28 protein-coding genes are annotated in these 23445 nt (G+C 41.2%); 25 read left to right on the top strand and 3 right to left on the bottom strand.

Going from position 1 to position 23445, the window contains the following annotated elements; translation table 11 throughout:
- Window positions 1–55 precede the first annotated feature (55 nt).
- The 3 genes from ACHZES_RS13900 to ACHZES_RS13890 all read left to right on the top strand — a co-directional run bounded on the left by ACHZES_RS13900 (window position 56) and on the right by ACHZES_RS13890 (window position 2170).
- Window positions 56–850, top strand: coding sequence for a hypothetical protein (locus ACHZES_RS13900; protein ID WP_395549199.1), 795 nt, complete (start codon window positions 56–58; stop codon window positions 848–850).
- A 73-nt stretch (window positions 851–923) separates the two neighbouring features.
- Window positions 924–1211, top strand: a complete 288-nt coding sequence (locus ACHZES_RS13895; RefSeq protein WP_395549200.1) for a DUF2577 family protein — start codon at window positions 924–926, stop codon at window positions 1209–1211.
- Window positions 1212–1213: 2 nt separating this feature from the next.
- Window positions 1214–2170, top strand: a complete 957-nt coding sequence (locus ACHZES_RS13890; RefSeq protein WP_395549201.1) for a hypothetical protein — start codon at window positions 1214–1216, stop codon at window positions 2168–2170.
- Window positions 2171–2438: 268 nt separating this feature from the next.
- Here the strand turns inward: ACHZES_RS13890 and ACHZES_RS13885 are convergent, their stop codons facing one another.
- Window positions 2439–3233: a hypothetical protein gene (locus tag ACHZES_RS13885; protein WP_395549202.1), complete on the bottom strand. Its 795-nt coding sequence runs from the start codon at window positions 3231–3233 to the stop codon at window positions 2439–2441.
- Between the two features lie 68 nt (window positions 3234–3301).
- Between ACHZES_RS13885 and ACHZES_RS13880 the strand changes: the two genes are divergently transcribed.
- The 9 genes from ACHZES_RS13880 to ACHZES_RS13840 all read left to right on the top strand — a co-directional run bounded on the left by ACHZES_RS13880 (window position 3302) and on the right by ACHZES_RS13840 (window position 7020).
- On the top strand, window positions 3302–3517 hold the full coding sequence (locus ACHZES_RS13880; protein ID WP_395549203.1) for an antA/AntB antirepressor family protein: 216 nt from the start codon (window positions 3302–3304) through the stop codon (window positions 3515–3517).
- Between the two features lie 72 nt (window positions 3518–3589).
- Window positions 3590–4108 carry a transposase gene (locus ACHZES_RS13875; protein WP_404820391.1) on the top strand — a complete coding sequence of 173 codons (519 nt, stop codon included), beginning with the start codon at window positions 3590–3592 and terminating at the stop codon, window positions 4106–4108.
- Between the two features lie 138 nt (window positions 4109–4246).
- Window positions 4247–4411, top strand: coding sequence for a hypothetical protein (locus tag ACHZES_RS13870; RefSeq protein WP_395549204.1), 165 nt, complete (start codon window positions 4247–4249; stop codon window positions 4409–4411).
- A gap of 75 nt (window positions 4412–4486) precedes the next feature.
- Complete coding sequence (locus tag ACHZES_RS13865) at window positions 4487–5365, top strand: sigma-70 family RNA polymerase sigma factor (RefSeq protein WP_395549205.1); 879 nt, start codon at window positions 4487–4489, stop codon at window positions 5363–5365.
- 93 nt (window positions 5366–5458) lie between these two features.
- Window positions 5459–5659: a hypothetical protein gene (locus ACHZES_RS13860; RefSeq protein WP_395549206.1), complete on the top strand. Its 201-nt coding sequence runs from the start codon at window positions 5459–5461 to the stop codon at window positions 5657–5659.
- A gap of 13 nt (window positions 5660–5672) precedes the next feature.
- On the top strand, window positions 5673–5864 hold the full coding sequence (locus tag ACHZES_RS13855) for a hypothetical protein (RefSeq protein ID WP_395549207.1): 192 nt from the start codon (window positions 5673–5675) through the stop codon (window positions 5862–5864).
- A gap of 103 nt (window positions 5865–5967) precedes the next feature.
- Window positions 5968–6114: a hypothetical protein gene (locus ACHZES_RS13850; protein WP_404820234.1), complete on the top strand. Its 147-nt coding sequence runs from the start codon at window positions 5968–5970 to the stop codon at window positions 6112–6114.
- Complete coding sequence (locus tag ACHZES_RS13845; RefSeq protein WP_395549209.1) at window positions 6098–6307, top strand: helix-turn-helix domain-containing protein; 210 nt, start codon at window positions 6098–6100, stop codon at window positions 6305–6307. The genes ACHZES_RS13850 and ACHZES_RS13845 overlap by 17 nt, the downstream gene beginning before the upstream one ends.
- A gap of 50 nt (window positions 6308–6357) precedes the next feature.
- Window positions 6358–7020 carry a hypothetical protein gene (locus tag ACHZES_RS13840; RefSeq protein ID WP_395549210.1) on the top strand — a complete coding sequence of 221 codons (663 nt, stop codon included), beginning with the start codon at window positions 6358–6360 and terminating at the stop codon, window positions 7018–7020.
- A gap of 2422 nt (window positions 7021–9442) precedes the next feature.
- On the opposite strand, the gene ACHZES_RS13835 is transcribed toward ACHZES_RS13840, so the two are convergent.
- Entirely contained in the window at window positions 9443–9661 is a 219-nt protein-coding gene (locus ACHZES_RS13835; protein ID WP_395547891.1) for a helix-turn-helix domain-containing protein, read from the bottom strand.
- 285 nt (window positions 9662–9946) lie between these two features.
- On the opposite strand from ACHZES_RS13835, the gene ACHZES_RS13830 reads away from it, so the two are divergent.
- The 11 genes from ACHZES_RS13830 (at window position 9947) to ACHZES_RS13780 (ending at window position 18910) form a co-directional block, all read left to right on the top strand.
- The gene (locus ACHZES_RS13830) at window positions 9947–10315 is read left to right on the top strand and encodes a hypothetical protein (RefSeq protein WP_395549212.1); all 369 of its coding nucleotides are present in this window, start codon (window positions 9947–9949) and stop codon (window positions 10313–10315) included.
- 181 nt (window positions 10316–10496) lie between these two features.
- Window positions 10497–10802, top strand: a complete 306-nt coding sequence (locus ACHZES_RS13825; RefSeq protein ID WP_395549213.1) for a hypothetical protein — start codon at window positions 10497–10499, stop codon at window positions 10800–10802.
- Window positions 10799–11023, top strand: coding sequence for a hypothetical protein (locus ACHZES_RS13820; protein ID WP_395549215.1), 225 nt, complete (start codon window positions 10799–10801; stop codon window positions 11021–11023). Before ACHZES_RS13825 ends, ACHZES_RS13820 begins: the two co-directional genes overlap by 4 nt.
- Window positions 10995–11213, top strand: coding sequence for a hypothetical protein (locus ACHZES_RS13815; RefSeq protein WP_395549216.1), 219 nt, complete (start codon window positions 10995–10997; stop codon window positions 11211–11213). Before ACHZES_RS13820 ends, ACHZES_RS13815 begins: the two co-directional genes overlap by 29 nt.
- 188 nt (window positions 11214–11401) lie before the next feature.
- Window positions 11402–11755, top strand: a complete 354-nt coding sequence (locus ACHZES_RS13810) for a hypothetical protein (RefSeq protein ID WP_312427094.1) — start codon at window positions 11402–11404, stop codon at window positions 11753–11755.
- An 82-nt stretch (window positions 11756–11837) separates the two neighbouring features.
- Window positions 11838–12959, top strand: a complete 1122-nt coding sequence (locus ACHZES_RS13805; protein WP_395549217.1) for a tyrosine-type recombinase/integrase — start codon at window positions 11838–11840, stop codon at window positions 12957–12959.
- A 203-nt stretch (window positions 12960–13162) separates the two neighbouring features.
- The gene (locus ACHZES_RS13800) at window positions 13163–13669 is read left to right on the top strand and encodes a QueT transporter family protein (RefSeq protein ID WP_395549218.1); all 507 of its coding nucleotides are present in this window, start codon (window positions 13163–13165) and stop codon (window positions 13667–13669) included.
- Between the two features lie 285 nt (window positions 13670–13954).
- Window positions 13955–14839 (top strand): hypothetical protein, encoded by an 885-nt coding sequence (locus tag ACHZES_RS13795; protein ID WP_154526824.1) that lies wholly within the window; start codon window positions 13955–13957, stop codon window positions 14837–14839.
- Between the two features lie 195 nt (window positions 14840–15034).
- Window positions 15035–16414: a UDP-N-acetylmuramate--L-alanine ligase gene (gene murC, locus ACHZES_RS13790; protein ID WP_154526822.1), complete on the top strand. Its 1380-nt coding sequence runs from the start codon at window positions 15035–15037 to the stop codon at window positions 16412–16414.
- A gap of 408 nt (window positions 16415–16822) precedes the next feature.
- Window positions 16823–17878: a DnaD domain protein gene (locus tag ACHZES_RS13785; RefSeq protein ID WP_395549220.1), complete on the top strand. Its 1056-nt coding sequence runs from the start codon at window positions 16823–16825 to the stop codon at window positions 17876–17878.
- Window positions 17879–17914: 36 nt separating this feature from the next.
- On the top strand, window positions 17915–18910 hold the full coding sequence (locus ACHZES_RS13780) for an ATP-binding protein (protein ID WP_395549221.1): 996 nt from the start codon (window positions 17915–17917) through the stop codon (window positions 18908–18910).
- 60 nt (window positions 18911–18970) lie between these two features.
- Here ACHZES_RS13780 and ACHZES_RS13775 read toward each other — a convergent pair whose 3' ends face one another.
- A complete protein-coding gene (locus tag ACHZES_RS13775; protein WP_395549223.1) occupies window positions 18971–20644 on the bottom strand; it encodes a S8 family peptidase in 1674 nt (557 codons plus the stop codon).
- A gap of 245 nt (window positions 20645–20889) precedes the next feature.
- Here ACHZES_RS13775 and ACHZES_RS13770 point away from each other — a divergent pair, with 245 nt between their 5' ends.
- Both ACHZES_RS13770 and brnQ read left to right on the top strand, forming a co-directional pair.
- Window positions 20890–22068, top strand: a complete 1179-nt coding sequence (locus tag ACHZES_RS13770) for a ribose-phosphate pyrophosphokinase (protein ID WP_038283990.1) — start codon at window positions 20890–20892, stop codon at window positions 22066–22068.
- Between the two features lie 9 nt (window positions 22069–22077).
- Window positions 22078–23388, top strand: coding sequence for a branched-chain amino acid transport system II carrier protein (gene brnQ, locus ACHZES_RS13765; RefSeq protein ID WP_038283988.1), 1311 nt, complete (start codon window positions 22078–22080; stop codon window positions 23386–23388).
- Window positions 23389–23445: the final 57 nt, after the last annotated feature.

Genomic DNA, 23445 nt, shown 5'->3' with positions numbered 1-23445 from the left:
CTACGGGAAAGGAATACGGATGTACTGTGTCATTCAGGAAATTGAAACCAGGAGAATGCAAAAGAATGGGTATCCTAAGCGGATAGAAACTTATTTTACTGAAAGTAATGTCATACCCAGTTATTACGGTTATTACTACAGTACGGAACGGTTTGAAAGGCCGATTAAAAAGGCTTATCGAATCAGCATTCATGAAAGTTATCGGGAAGCCGGGAAGATCAAGAAAAAGCAGTTTGTGGTATGTACTGTGAATTATTACAGTATAGCAGATGATTCCTTAGATTTATATGATTGGTGCGATACAAAAATAAATATTGCTGCAGATGCCTTATGTTGTTCTTCCGAATCCTTGTATGACCTGATTGAAAAGAAACTGAAGCCTCTTAAAGAATGTATCCAAGCTGAATTTGCTCAAACGGAAGAGTTTAAGGTTCGTAAAGAGCATGAGCGTGCAACAACTCTATACGCTGCCAGTAAGGCCGAGTTTAACGAAAGGTATGGAACTGTAGGCTCTAATGCTTATGACCAGTGCTATGACGTTTTTGGAGTGTTACAGAACCCAAAGAGGCTTAGGGAGATAGAGGAGGAATACTTAGATAGAATAAACTACGAACAACAAAGCCGGGAACAAAGCCGTAGGTATTATGAAGATTCTTACAGTAACTACAATAGGAATAGTTCCAGCAGTTTTGGTTCTGCAGGCGGTCAACGAAATGAGGAGAGTAAAGCCACTCTTAAGCAGTTTTACCGGACGCTTTCCAAAGCATATCACCCAGATAGTAATCCTGGGAAAGACACATCTGAGGAGATGAAGCTTCTGAATCAGATTAAAATTGATTGGGGGCTGTAGTGGTTAGGTGTAATGTGATATATAAATCAATGGTGCAGGCCTTGAATTTAAAAAGAAAGGATTTTAGAGAATTATGAATGATAACATTGGAGCAAGTAAATTACATGCTGTAATAAAAGAAATTGCGGATAGATGCCTTGAAAACCGAAAGATAACCGGGGTTAATACTGGAGTATATAACGGTTCTGCTATTGTAATAAGCGACCGGCTTCCAATACCAATGAGTATGGTTAAGGGTAATCTGAAAAACAAACTTGTAAGCGGTGATAAAGTGGTGCTGTTGCGTAATGATGGAGGGCAAGAATACTACATATTGGAAATAACAGGAAAACCTTTTCTAATTAATAGCGGAGAGTATTAGAAATGGAATTATTAGTAAAAACACATGGTCAGATTTATGATATAACTGGAAGCTGTACAGAACTTTCATGGAGCGAGGCTCTAAACAATGGAGCAGGCAGCTTAGATGTTTCTTATATCAGTGATGGGTTAATTGTAGAAAATGGTGATATTGTTCGATTATCAGATAACAATGGGGCCTATGGTATTTTTATGGGGAGAATATTTACAGTATCAGGAAGCCAGGGTGGAATTGTAAAATTCAAGGCTTATGATCAGCTCCGTTATACAAAAACAAAAGCAATTATTGTCCTTGAAAATGGTACACTTAAAAACCTAGTTCAGAATATGTGCACATATCTATCGTTGTCAGTCGGAACAGTGGAAGATCCGGGATATATTCTTGATCCTATAGCTGTCATGGATAAGTCGTGGTTAGATCAGGTCATAGAGTCAATATATAAGACGTACCGTGGAATGGAAGTGCATGATTTATTCTGCTTACGTGATGAATACGGTTCTATATGTCTCTGGAACATGCGTAATTTACAACTTCCTTTGGTTCTGGGTGATGATAGCTTGTGTACTGGGTACACTTGGAAGAAATCCATTGATGGTGATTTTTATAATCTCATAAAGATTGGCTGGGGTGATGAATCAGCAGGTCAGATTGATATCAGATCTGCAATAGACCCGGAGTCAGCAAAAAAGTATGGTATTCTTCAGCTTTTTGAAATATCCTCCAGTATTGATAATGCAGCAAAAGCACAAGATCAAGCCAATAAAATGTTAGAAGTTTATAACCATGAAGAAGAAACATTGGAATTAGAATGTTTTGGAGATTTAAGGATACGTGCAGGAAATAGCTTTTATGGAAGCATAGATGATATCAGTTTGAACCGGCGGTTGATTGTACAAAAGGTTACGCATAATTTCCTACCTATACATACTATGTCCTTGGAGGTAATGACAGGTAGCTAATAAAACATATTCCCCAATATATAGAGGGTAGAATGAGGACAAGCCATGCAAATCCCCAACCCCCTAGACGATTACGCCGACCACAGCCCATCACTGGCCCTTGAAATAGTGAAGTACATAATGCCAAGAATTATATTTGTTGCGAGCTGCGGTCTGATATTAGCGGTGTGTGCGTATTTAGAGGTACTTTGAAAGGAAGCGATGAAAGTGAGCAAAGAAACAAAAAGAAGCATCATTGCAATATGGATAGCAATAACGCTTCTATCGTTTAATCAGCTTTATGGAGCATATCAGAATCGTCGTGCTCATCAGCTTCTATGGGACGACTTGATTCAGCACATGAGGCAGGATAATCAGCGGATGGAGCAAGAGAATCGTTTTTTGGAAGCGCATCTTCGATTTCTTCAAGCTTATTATAAATAGGTGCAAGATTTTTCACGATGTCTTCAAACCCATTTTGGAGTATCATATTTCGTTCTGTCTCAATTGCAATCCGCTCATTATGGTTTTTCTGTTCTTCCAAAGAGCTTTGATTTGTTTGAATGAATGAAATTATCCAAGCCAGTAAGCCAAACAGCATTTGAATGATGGTAAGCGAGTCGGAAAAGGATAATCTTTTTACGGGAACAGTGGTTTCTGTAATTTCATCAGATTCATATAACGAATCGTCAGCAACTTCTTCATAAGAGAAATCGTCAGGAATCAAAGATTCAGGAACTAACACGTAGTTTTTGTGGACAGTCACCATTTCAAGAATTGGAGTAAGAGAAGATAGACTGCCTTTTATGGTTTTCAGTTGCCGCTGAATATCGTTGCTAAACATTGATTTGTGAAACGCAGGAGATAGGCTACTGTTCTTTAACTTAAACATGTCCTCTATCACCCATGCAGCCTTTTCGTAATAAGGAAATTTTGGTGATACAAGTTGTCGCTGTATATCTAAAATTGGTTGCTGATAAAGTCGGGTTATAGAAGCAAAAGTTTCTGCTAATTTACTATTTAATGTTCCGAACTCAGCAAGTCTTTGTTGAGTGGCAAGATATTTATCAAATTTATTCGACATGAGTTTTTCCCCTTTCTTTCATACTCGGCCCTGCACGGCCTGTAAGTACATTATAAGACTGGAAGAATATGGAAGCAACCAAAAGGAGGTATTTTATTGAACGAAACAATTCAGAGGATTTTGAAATTAAGAGTAGATATGCTGATTGGTTTAAAAACACGTCAGCTTATGGATTTACTGATGGAGTAGATTATTTCACGGTTTCTAAAAATTTAGAAAACGGGGGAAGAACCATTGATCATGAAGTATCAGTGGACATGGCAAAACAGATTATCTGGACCTAAAAAAAGTCATGGCTGAGAGCCATAACAATTTATTTTACGATTGCGCATAGATTGCCAAAGAGCTTGGAATTTATTCTACCAGTAGCAAGCCACATAATCTGGCTAGTAAAGGAGGTGAGATTAATAGCAAAATATGAATATTGGCTTACGCCTGAGGGATTGCTACTAATTGAAGCATGGGCACGTGATGGACTTACAGATGAACAGATTGCTCATAATTTAGGCGTAGCATATTCTACATTGCGTGTATGGCGTGATAAGTATTCAGCACTTTCGGCAGCCCTAAAAAGGGGTAAAGAAGTAATTGATATACAAGTAGAAAATGCATTATTAAAACGTGCGCTTGGATATCAATACAAAGAAGTTAAGACAGAAGAATATGAGACTGAGGACGGACCGGGTAAAAGAGTCACCACTACGGTGAAAGAGGTTGCACCGGATACTACGGCACAGATATTTTGGTTAAAGAACCGGAGGCCGGAGGTCTGGAGAGAAAAGCAGAATGTGGAATTATCTGGAGAGGTTAAGACTACAAATCCTTATGAGGGCCTAACCACGGAAGAATTAAAGAAGTTGATACATAATGGATAGAAAAAGCATAATCAGAAACACAAAAATAGAGCCGAAAATGCGGCTGTATTAACCACTTTCAAGGGTGGAGAACTCCACTCTAAAAGGGAGCCGGGTTTGTAAAATATAAGATGAATTACAAGAAAGCAAGGTGATATTATGAAAGATACAATAACCACTGTTGGTACGCTCGATCCCTGGAAAGCATTTGAAGCCCTTGGAAGGATCATCGGTGATAAGTATGGAGTGGAAGTCAAATTATTGAGCCTCAGAGATAAGAATGAAACTGCTAAAGATGAATCTGGAAAAACTAAGGGAAAATAGAAGTGTTATGTAGAGGGTGTCCGAATGAATGCAAGATGACATTAAAGCATATTGGAAGCGAGGAGGCAACAGGATATGACCAACGAGGAACTTGTGATCAGAATCAAGACTGGTATAGACCCGGAGGAAAATATGCTTGTCCTGTATGAGCAGGTAAAAGCCTTTATTAGCTCTATTGCCTGGAAGTATCGGGGACGGGAAGAAATAGAGGATTTGGAGCAGGAAGGGTATCTTGCTTTGTACGATGCCATTGACGGTTATGATCCGAACACAGGATATAAATTTCTTACCTATGCGGAGAAATGGATTAGACAGGCCATGGGGAGATACATAGAAAAAAACTCTAGTAGTCTGCGGATTTCCTATCAAAGCCAGGCAAGATTACGGAAGTATAACCGGTTCCGTGATTCCTTTGTGAAAGAATACGGTCGTGAACCTTCAGAAGCCGAAGCAGCCGCTTCTATGGGCTTTAGTATAGATCAGGTAAGAGATATCCATAAGAATGCCTGCATGGTGAATTTGGTAAGCCTGGACGCTCCTATAAAGGGATTTGAAGAGGAAGGGTTTTCAACGGGTGACGGTATTCCATCGGCTGAAGATATGGAAGAGGAAACGCTTGACCGTTTGCAGCAGGAACAGCTTTCTACGGTACTGTGGGAGTGTGTAGATGGTTTGCCAGGGCGGCAGCCAGAAGTTATCCGTAAAAGATTCCAAGATAATATGACTTTAGATGCAATCGGGGAATCTTTTGGGGTCTGGCGTGAAGCTATCCGGCGAGATCAAAATAAGGCATTACGAGAACTGCGCAAACCTAGTAATACAAGAAAGCTACGGCCATTTCTCTCTGAGACAGAAGAAATCTATAGCACGGGTATAAGAGGAACCGGCGTGGATAGATTTAATCATACATGGACCAGTGCAACGGAAAGGGTAGCTCTTAGATTTATGACTTAAGTAAAGATAAATATGTGGTACAATTCCTTTGTAATAAACTCTTTTCATCTTGTATGAAAGGTGAAAAGTATAATATATAAGGAGAAAATTACAATGGAAAAAAGCCACTCAGCACAAAGAGCAGAAGAATTAAGAATACTTATTGCCACGGTAAAAATCAAGCACAAACTCACCAATGCGCAGCTAGCTAAAAAGATAGGAGTTCCGCTTGGTACGTTCACTCATTGGAAATCACATATAGAAAGATTCCCAGTTGGGAAAATATGGTTGTTAGAAGTTATGGCGGAAAAATAAGAAAGGAGGACGCATGAACAAATTAACAGTAACAGGAAAACAGGATTTTATGGGAATTGAAATTCCAGTAGTAGCCGGAGGTTTTGGTAGGGGTAAGAAGTGTTTGTCTGATAAAACCGTTGCAGAGATTCACAGCCAGCCAAATTATAAAATTAGAGAACGCATATCAGATAACATTAAGCTTTTTAAAGAATCAGTTGATTAAATTGACTTAAAAAAAGGTATCCGTGAAGCGGATACGTTGGAAGTTCTCTTAAGTTTGGGTTATGCAAAGCAGTCCATTACTCAGGCCGATCACAATTACATATATGAACAAGAAGCAGGTCATTAAGGTTACTAATTCTAATGTCAAAGATATTGACTTTAGAAAACTTAACAACGCAGGAGAGAATTTCCTTAAAGTAATAAATAAAAACAGTAAAAGTGGAGGTAAGAAAGATGGTAGAGCCATATAAGCCGCTGTACACAGTTCGAGAGGCCGCAGAACTCTTGATGGTAAATAAGGATTTTGTAAACAGGGAAATTACCAATGGGCGGCTTCCGGTTTTAAATTTGGGTCGCAGAAAGATTAGGGGAACCGATTTGGAGAAATACATAGAAAACTACCCGGCAGACAATCTGGTAATAGATAAGGGCGAGATGAAATGAAAGTAGGGAGAAAATAAAAATTCCCATTAAGTTGGGAAAAGGAGGAAGATATGCATTACATTGATGTAAAAGATGTGATGGAAGTTTTAAAAGGATCGGAGTTCCCAGGAACAGATCAATCTAATGCATATCTTTCCATTGACGAACAGCCATTCCATGTAAAAATAACATATCAAAAGACTGGGTTTGGAGAAAAGCCTTTTTTATGTTGCCCTAAGTGCGGCAGTAGACGTGTAAAACTCTACTTGTACGCTGAAATGCTATTGTGCAGAGAATGTCTTCCGTATTCGATTTATAGCGGTCTTACACATACAACGAAAGGTGGACACAAATACATAAAATACAGAATGCAGCGATTAGCTGAAAAAAATAGAATTATTTTAAAAGGACCGTTTCATTATGACAACTATCCAAAGCCAAAGGGGAAAAATGCCGATGAATGGGAACTGACTCTAAAGAAACTCCAGGCGTTGGAAAATATGCGAAATCAGGCACTTTCTTTCAATAAGAGATATTCAGAGCGGGTAATACGGAGCGTGCTACAGGGGAATAATGCTTTGATTCATGAACTCTGGTTGTATGATCTTGACAGGTACTTTTATAACTGGGACGAAGGTTATTTAGCATATCCAGGAAATCCAAATGATATAGAAGCGTCAGGGCTTACCAGTAATGCAAACGCATACCAAAGGGCAGCCTTAAAATTATCTTAGTATTTAGTACTTTTGAAAAACAACAAAGGGATAATATCTTTTAAAGTATTTTATGAAAATAGCTTAAATACTTGATTTTTCAATGGTGTAAGCCTTTACTTTGTTAGATTCGGTATTAAAGACGTTCACTTTGTGTGCAACACTGGAATGCAACGTTCGGGAATTAATGTTGCAATGTTCGGTATTCTCGTGGCGGAAAATTCCGCTGCCAATACTATGACTTATTAGGAAGGGGAAAGTATATAAGATGTTGGTAAATGTCGGCATATACGAATAAATAGCTTATTGGTTTGCTCGGTATTCAACAAAACATTTATACATGAATGCTGACATTTGAAGCCATATCTGCCTATATAGCAGAATAACAGGAGTATCAGATATCACATACAGGTTGGTTGCATATCTGTACATATAGTGGCAGGGTAAAAGGGCAGGCATTCAGAAAAAGCATTAACACACAAATGCAGTTAAGCTACTACAAAACACTATATAGTCTAAATCCAGATTCAGTCCGTGTGGGAAGTCTCACGGCCGAAAAATCGGCTGACAGTTTATACATATTAATTCAATAATGTTGATATTTGTTGAGTTATTGGCCTATATAGTTACTTCATGACAAAAAACTCATGTGGAGTAGTTACAACGGCTACAGCAGGTCAGAGCCCAAAATAAGGCTATGATGCGGTATTTCCTTATAAGAGAATTTGTATAGAAGCAAAATTGAATAGAACGGAAAATTCCGTTGTACTGGCGCTGGTCCTTGAAGTTGACTAAGGCCTATTACTCCCGGTCAATTTTCCCAATTTAATGGGAAAGAATCCAAAGCAAGTAGAGCCGTAAAGCCAGTGTATGAAGGATAACGCAAATTTGCACAGTCAGAAAGAAGGGGTGGCAAATTGACCTTCGCTTCGAGGTAGTACCAGAATGTAAGCATAGGAGCTGATATTTGAAGTGAATGGACAGGCGTTATTTAGCCGATATCACGAAGGCGCTTGTTTAGCACTGGCTGATAGTTCAGTGAGAAATTATCTTGCCAAAATGAATGGTAAGCAGGCTATTATACTTAAAATTTCAGATGTGCATAATCTGCATATCCAAAAATTGAATAACGCCGGAGAGATCTTCGCAGACATAACAACGCGGTTTTGCACGGCCCAGATAAAAGGACAGCTAAATTTTGAACTGTCAGGGCGGAGTTCTCCACCATGGGATTGATAGCTTAGTTGCCCGTTTGCTTGATGGATCAACTATCCCTCGAATTGATGGAGGGTCAACAATATAGTTAAATGGGGTCACGGATTGATACCCCTTCTGGTAACCGAAGATCGGATTAAGGGATTGTTCGCACCTTTGTGTGGGAAGTCTAAAAAAGTTAGGGACAGATTGCTCCCATAGGTGGGGATGGCATTGTTGAATAGGTGCGATTTTGTGCCGATCACATTCAGTTCGTACCCGGGGACGAACGTAGGAGTTGGCAACCTATTTGGTGGTCACAGGAGAATACCGGAGGTTTTCGGCATGAAGTACGAAAAGCGCACCGCTGGCTTTGGAGTGATGGCCAGTATCCAAAATTGGATAGTCCTCATATATGGAAACATCTGGAATAGAATGGAAAATCAGCGCTGCTTGGTTTAGTTTCTTTCAGGGCTGGTAAACAGGCAAGCGATAAGGAATAGGCCATTGAAATGAATTCGTGGTAAATCCTCGCTTAAGGGTATTGAAAGGCAGGAAATAGCAAATGCAGAGCACATAGAGGCATTGCAGAAGGGAAGGGGAAGAAAAAGGCAGCAGAACCGATGTGTCCTACTGCTTAAGGGGAAATAGTTACAAATTCTAAAGTTGCTAAATACAACGTTAGCAGGTGGGGGCCTGCTGCCGGGAAAAGTAATTGCACATTGAAATTGGATATGTTACCATTGTGACATGGAACAATCGTGTTACAGGGTGTGTTGACCTCATTCTTTGATGGAATGGGGGTGATGCTAATGAAGTTCGACTTTAAAGATCTTATGACCTTTGGTCTTTTCCTTCTGGCATTACTTACGTTCGTTTTTACGTTTAGTAAGTAGCAATACATAAGAAAAACCACCCTGATACTTGACCGGTACGGGTGGCTTCTCTATCCTAATTCGGGTCAACCCCTTGTGGGCGGTTGTTCCTTTTGTAATTCTAATATAGCATATCTAAGGCATTGTTGCAATGGTTTTCTTTATTTACATGTGAATGAGAAAAATAAAAGACACGAATTCCATAAGCATATCTGGAGCAACATTTTAGGCCTATTCTTTCTCGTCTGATACATATTTCACTAAATGCTTATATTCCAAAAAATCTGCATGAGAGCTGGTCCACTACAATAGCAGTTTTGCTTTAGTCTATTTACAATTTACCAACCTGGTTGTAAATAACACTCATATTTCTTCTATTGTTTATCAAATTGCAAAATAAGTACATGACCCATTGCATTGAGAATTTTACTGGCATCCTCAAAACCAAAGTTTTTTTTATTAAGAAGCTTCGTGAGACCTTGAGGAGTAATATTTAACTTTTCAGCTATTTCTCTCTGAGATACATTATTTTCTAACATGAGTTTTTTAATCTCAATGATAATTTGATCATTGCTTTGGTATATAATTGACATTTTAATTCCTCCTGGTTCTTTATATTATGATTATAACCTAATATCGGTTATAAGTCAAACAAAAAAGCATAGAAACAATAAAAAATATATTATAAAAAGGTTGACAAATAACCCGAAAAGAGTTATGCTGTAATTACAGTAAAGGGAAACAACAAAGCACCGATAACCCCGAAATGGTTATGAAATTCCAGTCAATATACCTGTGAGTGAGTAACGGCAAAACTAATAGCCAGGAAGATTACCGGAACGGTGCAAGGATTCAATCCCGGTGAAGAGGTGTCAAATTTGGCAAACAATAGCCAGGTAAAGAATCTGCCAGAAAGAAAGGAGATTAGCCACGTGATAATAGAAAGCCACGAAGCCAAGAAGGAGAATGATCAAATTAGAATTGAAATCATTCGCATGGTCATGCAAATCAGCACAACAAAAGTGCTTAAACGTATAAAAGCGTTTTTGGAATATGCAGACGAACAGGAACAGCAAGAAAGGCCTATGAACATCATGGACATTTCCAGGAAGTTGAATATTTCGGATATAGGTAATATACTTGCTGCCATTTCAGATGCAAACATGAATCAAATTGCCGCATTACAGATTAAGGAAGCGTTTTCCATCGTTTTAGATAATTTCACTAGAGCTTCCGATTCGGAGTAATGATGACTACGCAAGTCACCCAATATGGACCACACACAAAAGTAAAAACCCCATGCGTCGGCAAACGCACAGGGCTAATAAAAAAATATAACCCGATCACACACCAATGCAATGGGGATATTCTGATTATAGCATAGAATATTTCCTTTGCAAACCGAAATGTAAAGGAGAGGATTTTTAAATGGTAAGAGAAGCAGTCATTGATGAAAAAGTTTCAAATATTGAGACTTTGGTAAAAAGAGCTCAAATTATGATTAATGATTTGTATGAAAGCTATTTTTGTGAAAAAGTTAAATCGGAAATGGATACCTGGAAAATCTTGTCTCATTATTATGACAATGCAGGTGTGAAGGTTTGCATCATAGGTGATATAGTTTTAAATCTCAGTAAGAGTCTGGAAGAGTTGAGAAGCACCATCGATATTAATGCTGATGTAGCAGATACTCTTGTCCATTTTCCAGAGGAAGAACAGGGGGATTTGAAATGAATAAAGAAGATAGATTAGCCCGGAAAATGGTTGAGCAGTTATTTGGATTATGTATAGAAGAACTAGAAACTCTTAGGCCTCTATGGTTAAAACAAGTCGAGCATTCTGATCGTAGCGTGGAATTACAGGAATGTTGTAACGGACTTATTGATCTGGTCATTCAATGTAAGCGGGAAGAATTGGGGGAAGATTATGCAGAAAATGATTCTTGTGCCGGTTGAGCAGTACTACCGCATGATAGAAAGCTATGACAAGGCCATGGAAGAGCTGCATGAGGTAAGGAGCTGCTTAAAGGCCATGAAGACCCAGGACGATGATGTAAGCCAGGAATTAAAGCTGTATGACATTATGGACAAGCATAACTGTGATAGGGACGTTGCGGAGCTTCTTCTACAGGGTCAGGAGAAATAAGTGCCGGCTTAGAAAAGCTTTCGATAAGATTTATGCTATAGGCCGGGTGGTATGTGGCGTTTTGCCACCCACCCGGTAGTATAAACCAGATACCTGTATAAATTTTGAAGGTTCACCCTGGTGTGCTACCAATACCACCAGGAAAGCGAGTTGCGATATGGCAACGGAAAGAAAGAGGAATTTAGATAATGTCAAAGGAAGATGTGATTATAAATATAATGTCAAACTACGGTAGGTACGGGGTAACAATGGAATGGTTGGAGGAACAGATCAGGGGTGGAGAGCAGCGAGGGTTTTCTTATCAGACCATATACACGGGCCTTAGAATGGCTTTAAGCAGTACCACAGATCATGAGGCACTGTTCAGTGTCGGGGATATGGCAGAAGCGTTTGGTGTTACTGAAGAAGAGATTATTCAGCAGATCGAGGAGTTAAGGGGAGGGATGGAATCTGCCGGAATAGATACAGACCAGTATTTTAAACGAATTGAACCAGGGAAAATACAGCGATTTATTATTCCTCCCGGAGGACTTTTATCATAAACGGTTGTGCCGGGGCAACAGATAAAGAGGAGTGCATGAATATTATATTTTACAGATTTTCTATATAAAGGAGCGAGACGAAATGGCAGTAGATAAGAACGGGAAGACGTTACCGCCTGGGATCAGGCAGCGGAGCAATGGGAAGTATGAGGGGCGTGTTCAATTTGAATTTGATCGTTATTCAGTATATGCAGATACATTGACAGAGCTTAAAAAGAAGATGAATGACTTGCGGTATAGGCTTGAACATGGCGAGTTTATAGCCAGTGCAAAGATTACATTAAATGAGTGGTTCAAGACATGGATAGAGCAGTATAAGGAAAATCAGGTTAAGGCTGGGACTATTATTTCTTATAATGACTATTTTACTTATTATATTAAGGATAGTTTAGGAAAAAAGAAACTGGTGGATATCCGGGGAGAGCATATTCAGAAGTTATACAATGATTTGGTAAAGAAGGGCCTTGCATTATCTAGTATAAAGATCATATCCGCAATTCTAAATGGCTGCCTGAAGCAGGCTATGAAAAATGGACTAATTGAGCGTAATCCTGTACCACTGGCAACATTGCCTAAGGGAACGGCCAAAAGCGAGCACAGGGTATTCACAAAAGAAGAGCAGGATATTTTTATGAAATACGCACAGGACAGCTACCTATTCAATTTGTTTGCGTTGGCAATCAGAACAGGATTGAGAGGTGGAGAAATCCGAGGTTTGAAGCTGTCAGATGTGGATAAGGCTGCAAATTTGCTTCATATACAAAGAACTTTAAAATATGTTTCTGGCAGAGGTTTCTTTGAGGACACCCCTAAGACAGCCACATCAATGAGAGACATTCCCCTTACCAAAGATATGCTTTCCATTATTGAAAGAGAAAAGCAGGCTTACGGGGAAAAGGTACTGAGAATGGACGGATATATCTTTCATCTTCCTGATGGAACCCCGATTAGTAGGGAGCGGTTACAAGGTGAGATAGATAGGATATTAAAAAGAATCAATGAAGCAGGTACTACATTTGAACGTTTTACACCTCATTGCTTTCGTCACACATTCGCCACCAGAGCAATAGAAAACGGAATGAAGCCTCAAACTCTTAAAACGATCCTGGGTCATTCCACACTGTCTATGACCATGGACCTATATTCTCATGTTTTACCAACAACCAGAGCGGAGGAAATGGAGCTGATCGCAAAAGCATTTTAAAGGGCTGGTATGTCAGCTCTTTCTATGCAGAAAAATCCTGATGGGGTAAAAATGGGGTACGCTCTTGATTTTCTCCCTCAATTATGATATATTTACAACCGTAATAAGGCCGAGAAACCTTTGATTTTACAAGGATTCTCACAACAAAGACCGGTGTGTTCGAGACCTTCCACACCTAAAACAAAACTAAAGGAGAATTGAATATGCATTACAAAACTTCAGAAAAGACCTATTTTATGGTTTTTTCAGCGGCGATTGCTGCAGTTTACACTGTGCTGACTATGGTTTTTGCCCCTGTCAGCTTCGGCCCCATCCAGTTTAGAATTTCAGAGATCCTCTGTATTCTGCCATTTTTCACTCCGGCAGCAATTCCTGGATTGTTCGTTGGTTGTTTCCTGTCAAATTTAATATGCGGAGCAGCAACTCTGGATGTGATTTTCGGAAGTCTTGCAACCCTGATCGGAGCGATTGGTTCGTATAAGCTTCGGAAAAACAAGTGGCTGGTATGTCTTCCGCCGATTTTGGCAAATACCATTATCATCCCATGGGTTCTGCGGTATGCTTACGGCTCAGAGGATATCATCTGGTATGCGATGCTAACAGTGGGTACAGGAGAGATTCTTGTAATTGGAGTTCTTGGAAATATACTGCTTGGCTTGCTGAACAATTACAGGCATGTAATATTCGGACGTTTCTTGTCAGATAAATAATGATCTGAAATATTACGGTACCGCAGCATATCTTCATTTAAAAGCTATTTTTGGGCTTGTTCAGGTGTTTTGTAATAAGCATCCTGAACGAGCTTTTTTGCTATATGATAACAAAAGTATTCCATGAGAGTATTTTCATAGAGAGAGTATTCTTCCCTCATATCATTAGATTATAAGGCAGGTTACAATCATTTTATAAATTTTAACCAAAAGTGGAAAATATAACCAAAATGTAACCGCCTTCATTTATAATTATAACATAACATAAGGATGATGGTGGAAATTATGACAAAAGGAAGAGTGAGTGTAGTTCGCGGTACTGACCGGTATATCACTGTCGCAGTGGATGAATGCGATAATTGGAGCATTAAGGGGGTTATGTTTCATTGTGATGAATCCCGGGGAATCCAATATGGCAGTATGCTGGAGATGATTTTAAATATGGACCGTATATTTGATTCCATGAGCTGTCCGAAACAGACATTTCAAATGCGCCATTTTCCTGGGACAAATCCGCCTGATTTTGTGACACGGATCAGCAACGAGAAAGAACGAAAAGGAAAACGGAGTACCTTCCGTATTTATGTACAATATCGTTACCATGCCAGTTGGCAGGGATTGATTCATTGGGAGGATGGAGACAGGCAGGAGTCATTTGAAAGCACGCTTCAATTAATTCTCTTAATGAATAAGATGTTAAGAGGAGACTTCCATATGGGACAGGAAGGGGAATCCTTGAATTCCTTCCATGTGGCTATTGATGATTATGAGTCTGGGCGGATAATGGGAAATTATCAAAATATACCTGCTAACCTGACAGCGCGGTATGATGTTTTGGCTGATCTGGCCGGGACCCTGGGAAATTTTCTGGAAATTAAGGCTCCTAAGGAAAAGGCTCCAAAATGCGGAGTCAAATATGGGCGTCTTATATCCAATGATATCTGTTCCATGTGCAGGAAAGGTGGGCAAAAGGCAACTTTTTCAATTAAAATCATGTTTCGCGAGCATTCTACATGTCAAGGCATTATTTATTGGCGGGAAGGCAGGGTGGATCAGCCCTTCCGAAGCTATAAGGAGATGCTTTATCTGATGGTATCTGCAATAGGAATGCCACAGGTAAGCAGCGGTAACATGGAGGTAGATGCGCCGAAAATTGCCCTGGGATCATAAGGACTATGTCATAAAGTGCACTTTACAGAACATAAAATCTGTAGGGTGCATATTTTTTGATTGTAATTATATTGTAGATTTTCTCAGTGCTTTCTTATATAATAAGAAAGGAAGCAGTTGCTTTACAAAAGAAAAGCGTTAAAATAGAAGAAGACATTCGTTATTACAGAAAACAAAATTAAGGATGGAAAAAGCATGTATCAAATTGATTTTCATAAACCAGAGGCAATTCATTTTATTGGAATAGGCGGGATCAGCATGAGCGGTTTGGCGGAAATTCTCATTGATGAGGGTTTTACCGTTACGGGATCAGATTCACAGAGTTCAGTGCTGACACGCCATTTAGAGACAAAGGGTGCAGCGATCGCATATGGCCAGCGGGCGGAGAATATTAAAGAAGGAATTGACGTGGTTGTCTATACCGCTGCCGTCCATTCCGATAATCCGGAATTTGCAAGGGCGAAAGAAAAAGGACTTCCTATACTCAGTCGTGCAGAACTCCTTGGACAGATGATGAAAAATTATGAAAACTCCATAGCAGTATCAGGAACTCACGGAAAGACTACCACCACATCTATGATCACTGAGATTCTTTTGGCAGCCGAAACAGACCCAACCATATCGGTAGGCGGAATCTTAAACTCCATTGGCGGCAATATCCGGGTAGGAGGTCCCAGGCTGTTTGTAACAGAAGCCTGTGAATATACCAATAGCTTTCTGTCCTTTTTCCCCACCATGGAGGTGATCCTGAATATTGAGGCGGACCATCTGGATTTCTTTAAAGATATTAAAGATATTCGTCACTCCTTCCGCTTATTTGCCGAAAAACTTCCCCAAAACGGCTTACTGGTGATAAACAATGACATTGAGAGCAGGGAGGAGATTACCCAGGGACTGCCATGTAACGTGATCACATTTGGCAAGAAGCCAGGTAGCAGATATCAGGCAGAAGCCATCCGTTTTGATGATTTGGCAAGGGCTACTTATAATTTAAAGGTGGACGGAAATATTGTGGATACTGTAACACTTGGTGTCCCGGGAGAACATAATGTGTATAATTCCCTGGCAGCAGCGGCCGTATGTACAGAGTTAGGAATCGGCCTTGAGTTGATTAAAAAAGGGCTGAAGCGTTTTACAGGCACCAACCGCCGTTTTGAAAAAAAGGGAGAACTGTCAGGCATTACTATAATCGATGACTATGCTCACCATCCCCAGGAGATCAAAGCAACTCTGGAAACGGCAAAGCATTATCCCCATAAAAAGTTGTGGGTAGCGTTCCAGCCTCATACGTATACAAGGACAAAGGCGTTTCTGGATGAGTTTGCAGAGGCTCTGTCTCTGGCTGACGAGGTGATCCTTGCGGACATCTATGCGGCTCGTGAAGCGGACGATTTAGGAATCAGTTCTAAGGATATTGCGGAGAGAATCGAGAAAAGAGGCGTAAAAGCCCACTATTTTTCAACCTTTGATGAGATTGAAACATTTATTTTAGAAAATTGTATACACGGTGATTTGTTGATAACTATGGGGGCCGGAGATATCGTAAAAGTGGGAGAAAAGCTTTTAGGCTTATAGTTATCCACATTATCCACATAGTTTTCAACATTTTATGTTAAGAAGCTATGTGGATTTTTTAATTTACATAATTTATAGTCTTACAATTTAAAAAATCTCGATTCTATCAGCAAATCGACATGATTCGGAGAAGAAATCCTATTTATGTATACTTGGTTTCCACATTATCCACATTATCCACAATTCATACAGTGGATAACTCCACCTATTTTCTTTTAATAGGACCTGTGGTATGATATTCACGAAAGCAATGAGCAGTGCGAAATAGGGCACGGAAAAATTTTCGTTGTGCTTGCACATAAGAAAATTTTTCCATGGCCTATTTCATAGGGCGAAAGCCCGTGAGCGAGAGAAGCCGCGGGCTTCTCTCGCTGCACTGCGGACTAGCTATATAAAAAGGTGAGGGTTATGACATTGAATATTAAAAGCAGTTTCAAGATCAACGTTACGGTCATTACCAATGAGTTCATTGACGACTACATGGCTGCGGCCAATGGAGAATACATAAAAGAATATTTATACCTAATGCGCCATGAAGGAGAAGAAATCACGATTCCCCAAATTGCGGATGCCCTAAACCATACAGAATCCGATGTGGCGCGTGCCATATCCTACTGGAAAAATGCCGGAGTCCTTAAAGAGAGCATTTCATTAAAGCCAGAAATAACCCCAGCCGCATCAGAAACAGCCTGTTCCGGCATGACCGCAGAGGAACAGCCGAAATCGAAACAGAAACCAGCCCCATCCGGCCACCGCATGGTCTACTCCCCAGAAAAGATAAGCGGTCTTGCCGGTGATGAGGATTTTTCCCAGCTTCTTTATATTGCCCAGAAATACATGAATAAGGTATTCACCCAAAGGGAGTGTGAGGTGTTTGCCTACCTTTATGACGGCCTTCATATGCCTGCCGAGCTGCTGGAATTTGTAGTGGAGTATTGTGTGCAGGGCGGGCACAGCAGCATCCGTTATATTGAAACAGTGGCTATCAGCTGGCATGAAAAAGGGTTTCGGACCGTGGATGATGCCAAGAGCTTTGCCCTTACCTTTACCAAGGATTCCTTTGCTGTTATGAAAGCCTTTGGGTTAAATGACAGAAAGCCGGGAGACATGGAGAAAGATTTTATAGAGCGATGGTTCCGTGCCTATGGATTTGCCAGGGAGCTGGTAATTGAAGCTTGTAACCGGACACTGGCGGCCACTCATTCGCCCAGCTTTCAGTATGCGGATAAAATATTAGAGGGTTGGAAAAAAGCCGGGGTACGCTCCATGGAAGAGATCAGAAAGCTGGACGAACAGTATGCGGATCGTATAAGAAGCGGAGAACATAAAACAGGAAAAAGCGGTGATAATAAGCAGACCCAGAGCCCTAAGGGGAAAAGGGGACAGAATCAGTTTCAGAATTTTCCTCAAAGGGAGATTGATTATGATGCTCTTGTTCTAAAGCAATTAACGGAGCGGCAGTAAGTTTACATAAGGTCAGCAGGATGAACGGAGGTAATTATGGCGCTGAGCAATTCACAGTACGATGCTATCATGCGGGCATATGGACAGCAACAGTTTAAGAACCGCCATGAACAGGAAGAACGGATTGCGGAGGTATATCGCAGGATTCCGGTTATTAAAGAGCTTGATGATTTCATCAGCACCAGTGCAGTGGCCAGTGCGCGCAGACTGCTTGAAGGGGACCAGGGAGCCCTTAAAGACTTAAGAAATGAGATTGCAGACTTGAGAGAGCAGAAGAGTGTGCTTCTAAAGGCAGCCGGTTATTCTGCGGTTTATATGGAGATGCAGTACCGGTGCCCGGATTGCAAAGATACTGGATATGCAGATGGAACCAAGTGTCACTGTTTCCGCCAGTCTGAAATGAAATATCTTTACGCTCAGTCAAACATTGAGCAGATTATTGCAGTAGAAAATTTCGACACACTTTCTTATGATTTCTTTGATGATACCAGGGTGGTTCCGGTTTTAAACAGGACTGTTAAACAGTATATGGGACAGGTTGTGGAGACTTGCAAGAACTTTGTAAAGGGATTTTCACAGGAACACGGAAACCTGCTGTTTACAGGCCCTACGGGAGTCGGTAAAACGTTCTTAACAAACTGCATCGCCAAGGAGCTGATTGACCGGTATTATTCCGTGATATACTTATCGGCTAATGATTTATTCGAGGTATTTTCAAAGAACCGGTTTGATTACCAGGATGAAGAAGATATGAAAGGGATGTACCAGTATATCCTGGACTGTGACCTTTTGATTATTGATGATTTAGGCACAGAGCTTAATAACAGCTTTACATCTTCAGAATTATTTTACTGCATCAACGAACGGCTTAATTCTTCTAAGTCTACGATTATATCCACCAATCATCCCATAAATGAGCTGAGGGACCGGTATACGGAACGTGTGACCTCAAGGTTAATCAGCCGCTATACGGTAATCCCGCTTTATGGAGATGATATTCGTATCAGAAAGAAAGAAAAACGTTCCAATTAAAAAAACCAGGAAGCCCTTTGTGTTACCGGGCTCCTGGATTTTCTATGTTCACTGCGGTTTTTAAAGGCTGGCAAGCCGCTCAAATAGTCTGTTCACATCCACCTGTCCATATCCCCAAATATTATTTGGATAAACATTGCCGCTGCTGCGCACTGCACCGCTTATTAAGAGGCGGTTCACATTATTTCCGGTCATTCGGGGGTAATTGCCTCTGACAATGGCCCATTCAAGCACCATAGCGACGATTCCGGCTGTATGTGCAGCTGCAGCCCCGGTACCGGTTACCGTTCCATATTGGCCTCCTCGAACTGCACAAGTGAGCTGGTAGCCCGGTGCGGCCAGATCAGGCTTGATCTCACCGATTCTTGTATAGCCTCTGCTGGACTCCGGCAGAATGCTGTTATTCGTATCGTTATAAGCAGTCACCGTCAACTGATGCCTTCCATTTCCTGGAGAGGTTATGGTGGTATCAGGGTTTGAATTGAGAAAATATGTTTCGTTTGAGATCATATCTCCGGATGGCAGCCAGGAATGAAAGGCAAAGCCTTCCGTTTCAATATTCTGTACCCGTAAGTACCAGATTCCGGGAATGAGATTGTTAAACCGCAGCAGGATGAGCTGATCTCCGTTTTCTTCCTCAAATATGAAGTTGTTAACATAGATAACCGTCTCGTTAAATATGAAACTGAACCTTCTGCATTGATTGAAGGTAGGAAAAACAGGCTGTGTGGATTCACGGTTTGGAGAAGAGATGTCGACGGAGAGCCTTGCCGGAGCATATGACCAGATCTCCATGGATAACATTTTATCATTGCTCCCCACTCTTAATTCAAAATCATTATAGTAAGGCGCTTCGGTAGTGGAGTTAAAATAATGTCTCTGACGGTTTCCTTCGTTGCCGGCGGAAACACATACTCCAATTCCTGGCAGCAATGTGAGATAATCAATATAGCTGTCAATGGTGCCCCTGCCGTCATGGCCTCCTTGGTTGCTTCCTAATGCGATGCAGACTACAAGGGGACGTTTATACCGTTCAGAGACTGAAAACGCATAACGTATGCCAAGTACGATATCGGATTCTTGGTAGCAGAGAGTGTTTTCCGGGACAAAGAAGATATTTTTTAAATTTTGTTTTGCTTCTTTTAACTTGATGACTACAATATCAGCTTGAGGAACGACACCACTGAAGGATTCTGCCTCATTTGGGGTACCGGCCAAAACACTGGCTATGGCGGTTCCGTGTCCGATGGGGTCTGTTGTGGGGACAAGGGCCAAAGGATCCTCTGAGCTTAATGCGGAGTTGATTTGCTCTCTGCTGTATTCAGAACCGAATGTAAAGGTATCAGGGACCGTTCCGCTTTGCACTGTCTGGTCCCATATAGAGAGGATCCGGGTGGTTCCGTCATTATATTTAAATGCGGGATGGTTGTAGTCAATTCCGGTATCAACGACAGCCACCAGGACTCCTCTTCCAAACAGGGCAAGAAAGGGATTTCTCTGAACGGTGGTGATGCCGGATTTTTCCAGGCTGGTCGTAGAGGTTGGTGTGTAGAGGAAGGGAAAACTATTATAGGGATGACGGCCTAAATCACAGGGATCAACCGTACTGACAGGTACGTGCAGAAGCGAATCCCTTATATCTAAAAAAGTGATATTATTTCCAGTATCATAGGAAGGAACCAGGGTATTACTAATTATTAAGTCATAATAATTATTATCCAAAATTTTTAACAAGATTAATCCTCCCTGTATTTATTGGGTACATAATACATTTTATGCGGAAAAGCATCTATTATGAGGATATCAAAGAGCATTGTATTAGATTATAAACGTAAGAAATTTACAGTTGCATCAAGTTCTCTCAAAGGTTACAATGAGAGATAAAGAGTCTTAAATGCATCGATTAACTTGACTATTTCCGTACATAATGTTATAAAAGAACCGTTGCATTGTATTAGGATACATTGGAGGAGAAAAGAATGCTTTACGAAGAAAAGACGATAGAAACCATTCCGGTAGGTCCACTGGGTTTGATACCGTTAAAGAGCTGTAAGGAACTGGGAGATAAGGTCAATGACTACCTGGTGTCATGGAGACAGGAGCGGGAGAGCGAACATAAGTCGACCATCGCTTTTTCGGGTTATCAGAGAGATTCCTATATTATAGGAGCCAGCACGCCAAGGTTCGGATCCGGGGAAGCAAAGGGTTCCCTGCATGAATCGGTACGTGGTGATGACCTTTATTTCATGGTGGATGTGTGTAATTACAGCCTTACTTATTCCCTGTGCGGAATGACCAATCACATGTCACCTGATGACCACTTCCAGGATTTGAAGCGTCTCATTGCAGCATCGGCAGGAAAAGCCCGACGCATCAATGTGATCATGCCATTCTTATACGAGAGCAGGCAGCATAAAAGATCAAGCAGAGAATCCTTAGATTGTGCGCTGGCCCTTCGTGAGCTTGTGAATATGGGAGTTGAGAACATCATCACCTTTGATGCTCATGACCCAAGAGTGCAGAATGCAATTCCTTTAAAGGGCTTTGAGACTGTTCAGCCTATTTATCAGTTTATCAAATACTTACTGAAGGAAGAGAAAGAGTTAGACATTGACAGCGAGCATATGATGGTCATCAGCCCGGATGAGGGTGGTATGGGACGTGCTGTATTCTTTGCCAATGTTCTTGGACTTGACATGGGTATGTTCTATAAACGCAGAGATTATACACAAATCGTTAATGGACGCAATCCCATCGTTGCCCACGAATTTCTGGGAAGCAGCGTAGAAGGTAAGGATGTGATCATTGTTGACGACATGATTTCTTCCGGCGAAAGCATGCTTGATGTAGCGAAGGAGCTTAAGAGAAGAAAAGCCAGGAAAGTATTCGTTTGCTCCACCTTCGGCCTTTTTACCAACGGTCTTGCTAAGTTTGATGAATATTATGAGAATGGATTTATTGACAGGATCCTTACAACCAATCTGGTTTATCAGACTCCTGATCTCTTATCCAGACCATACTATATCAATGTTGATATGAGTAAGTATATTGCGCTTATCATAGATAATTTAAACCATGATGCCTCCTTAAGCGAGCTTTTAAATCCGACCAAAAGAATTAACCGGCTTCTTGAGCGTTACCGCGCAGGTGACAGGTAAAGCGGGCATATGGAACGATTATCGAAGCAGAAACTGGTCTTAGTAGGCCTTACACTTTTCTCCATGTTTTTTGGGGCGGGAAACCTTATTTTTCCGCCCTATTTGGGTGCATCCGCGGGAACGAATACTTGGATTGCCATGGCAGGCTTTGCGGTGACGGCCATCGGATTTCCGGTTCTTGGTGTGGTTGCAGTGGCTAAGTCTGGCGGTCTTGATAAGCTGGCCGGTCACGTTCATCCCAGATTTGCATTTATTTTTACACTGCTTATTTATTTATCCATTGGGCCGTGCCTTGCAATTCCCAGAACTGCCAGCACCTCCTTTGAGATGGCGGTGGTCCCCTTTTTAAAGGAAGGGAGCTCAGGAGCGCTTACCCAGTTCCTCTATTCCGCGGTATTCTTTACCATTGCCTTTGTCGTATCTTTGAAACCGGATAAATTGACAGACCGTCTGGGCAAGATAATGACTCCCTGCCTTTTGGCTTTGATCGTGGTAATATTTGCAGGCAGTGTAGTCCATCCGGCAGGCCCCTACGGGATTCCGTCAAAGTCTTATGGGTCCAATCCATTTGTGAAAGGATTTCTAGAAGGGTATTTAACCATGGACACCATCGCTGCCTTAAACTTTGGAATTATCATTTCTTTGAATGTCCAGGCAATGGGAATCAAACAGGAGACTTCAGTCGTAAAGGAAACCATTCATGCCGGTTTCATTGCAGGAGGGGTCCTTTTAATGGTATACAGTGCCTTAGCCCACGTGGGGGCCGTCACAGGCGGAGCATTGGGACTTGGCGAAAACGGTGCTCAGACCTTAAACCAGGCGGTACGTTTTTTATATGGTAATGGAGGGCTTGTGATGCTGGCTGCCATTTTCTTCATTGCCTGTTTAAATACCTGCATTGGTCTTATCAGCTGTTGCAGCAGGTATTTCTGCACCATTGTGCCCAAAGTGGGATACCGTTCATGGGCGCTCCTTTTCGCATTGGTCAGCCTGGTGATCTCCAATATCGGCCTTAACAGAATATTGGAAGTCTCTGTACCGGTGTTAAATGCGATTTACCCCGTAGCGATCGTCCTCATTCTGCTGTCCTTTGGTTTTCCGGACGGAAGGAAATGGAAGGCCGCTTATGTTTTCTGCATTAGCCTTACGGGAATCGTCAGTGTGCTTCTTTCCCTGGAACAGGCAGGTCTAAGCTTTTTGAATCCCGGACTTTCCATGCTTCCTCTTTATGATATGGGACTTGGCTGGATCGGGCCTGCGATTGTAGGGCTTCTGGCTGGCGTATTGGCCGGTTTTTCCGGATATGGGAACAGGTCATAGGATCTATAGTAAAAAGACTGTCATGAGGCCCCAGAGCCGTCACAACAGTCTTTTTTA

Origin of the sequence: Lacrimispora sanguinis, assembly GCF_044987295.1 — a bacterium.
Lineage (GTDB): Bacteria > Bacillota > Clostridia > Lachnospirales > Lachnospiraceae > Lacrimispora > Lacrimispora celerecrescens_B.
Note: the sequence above shows the minus strand (reverse complement) of the source record. Positions and strands in the feature narration are given on the sequence as shown.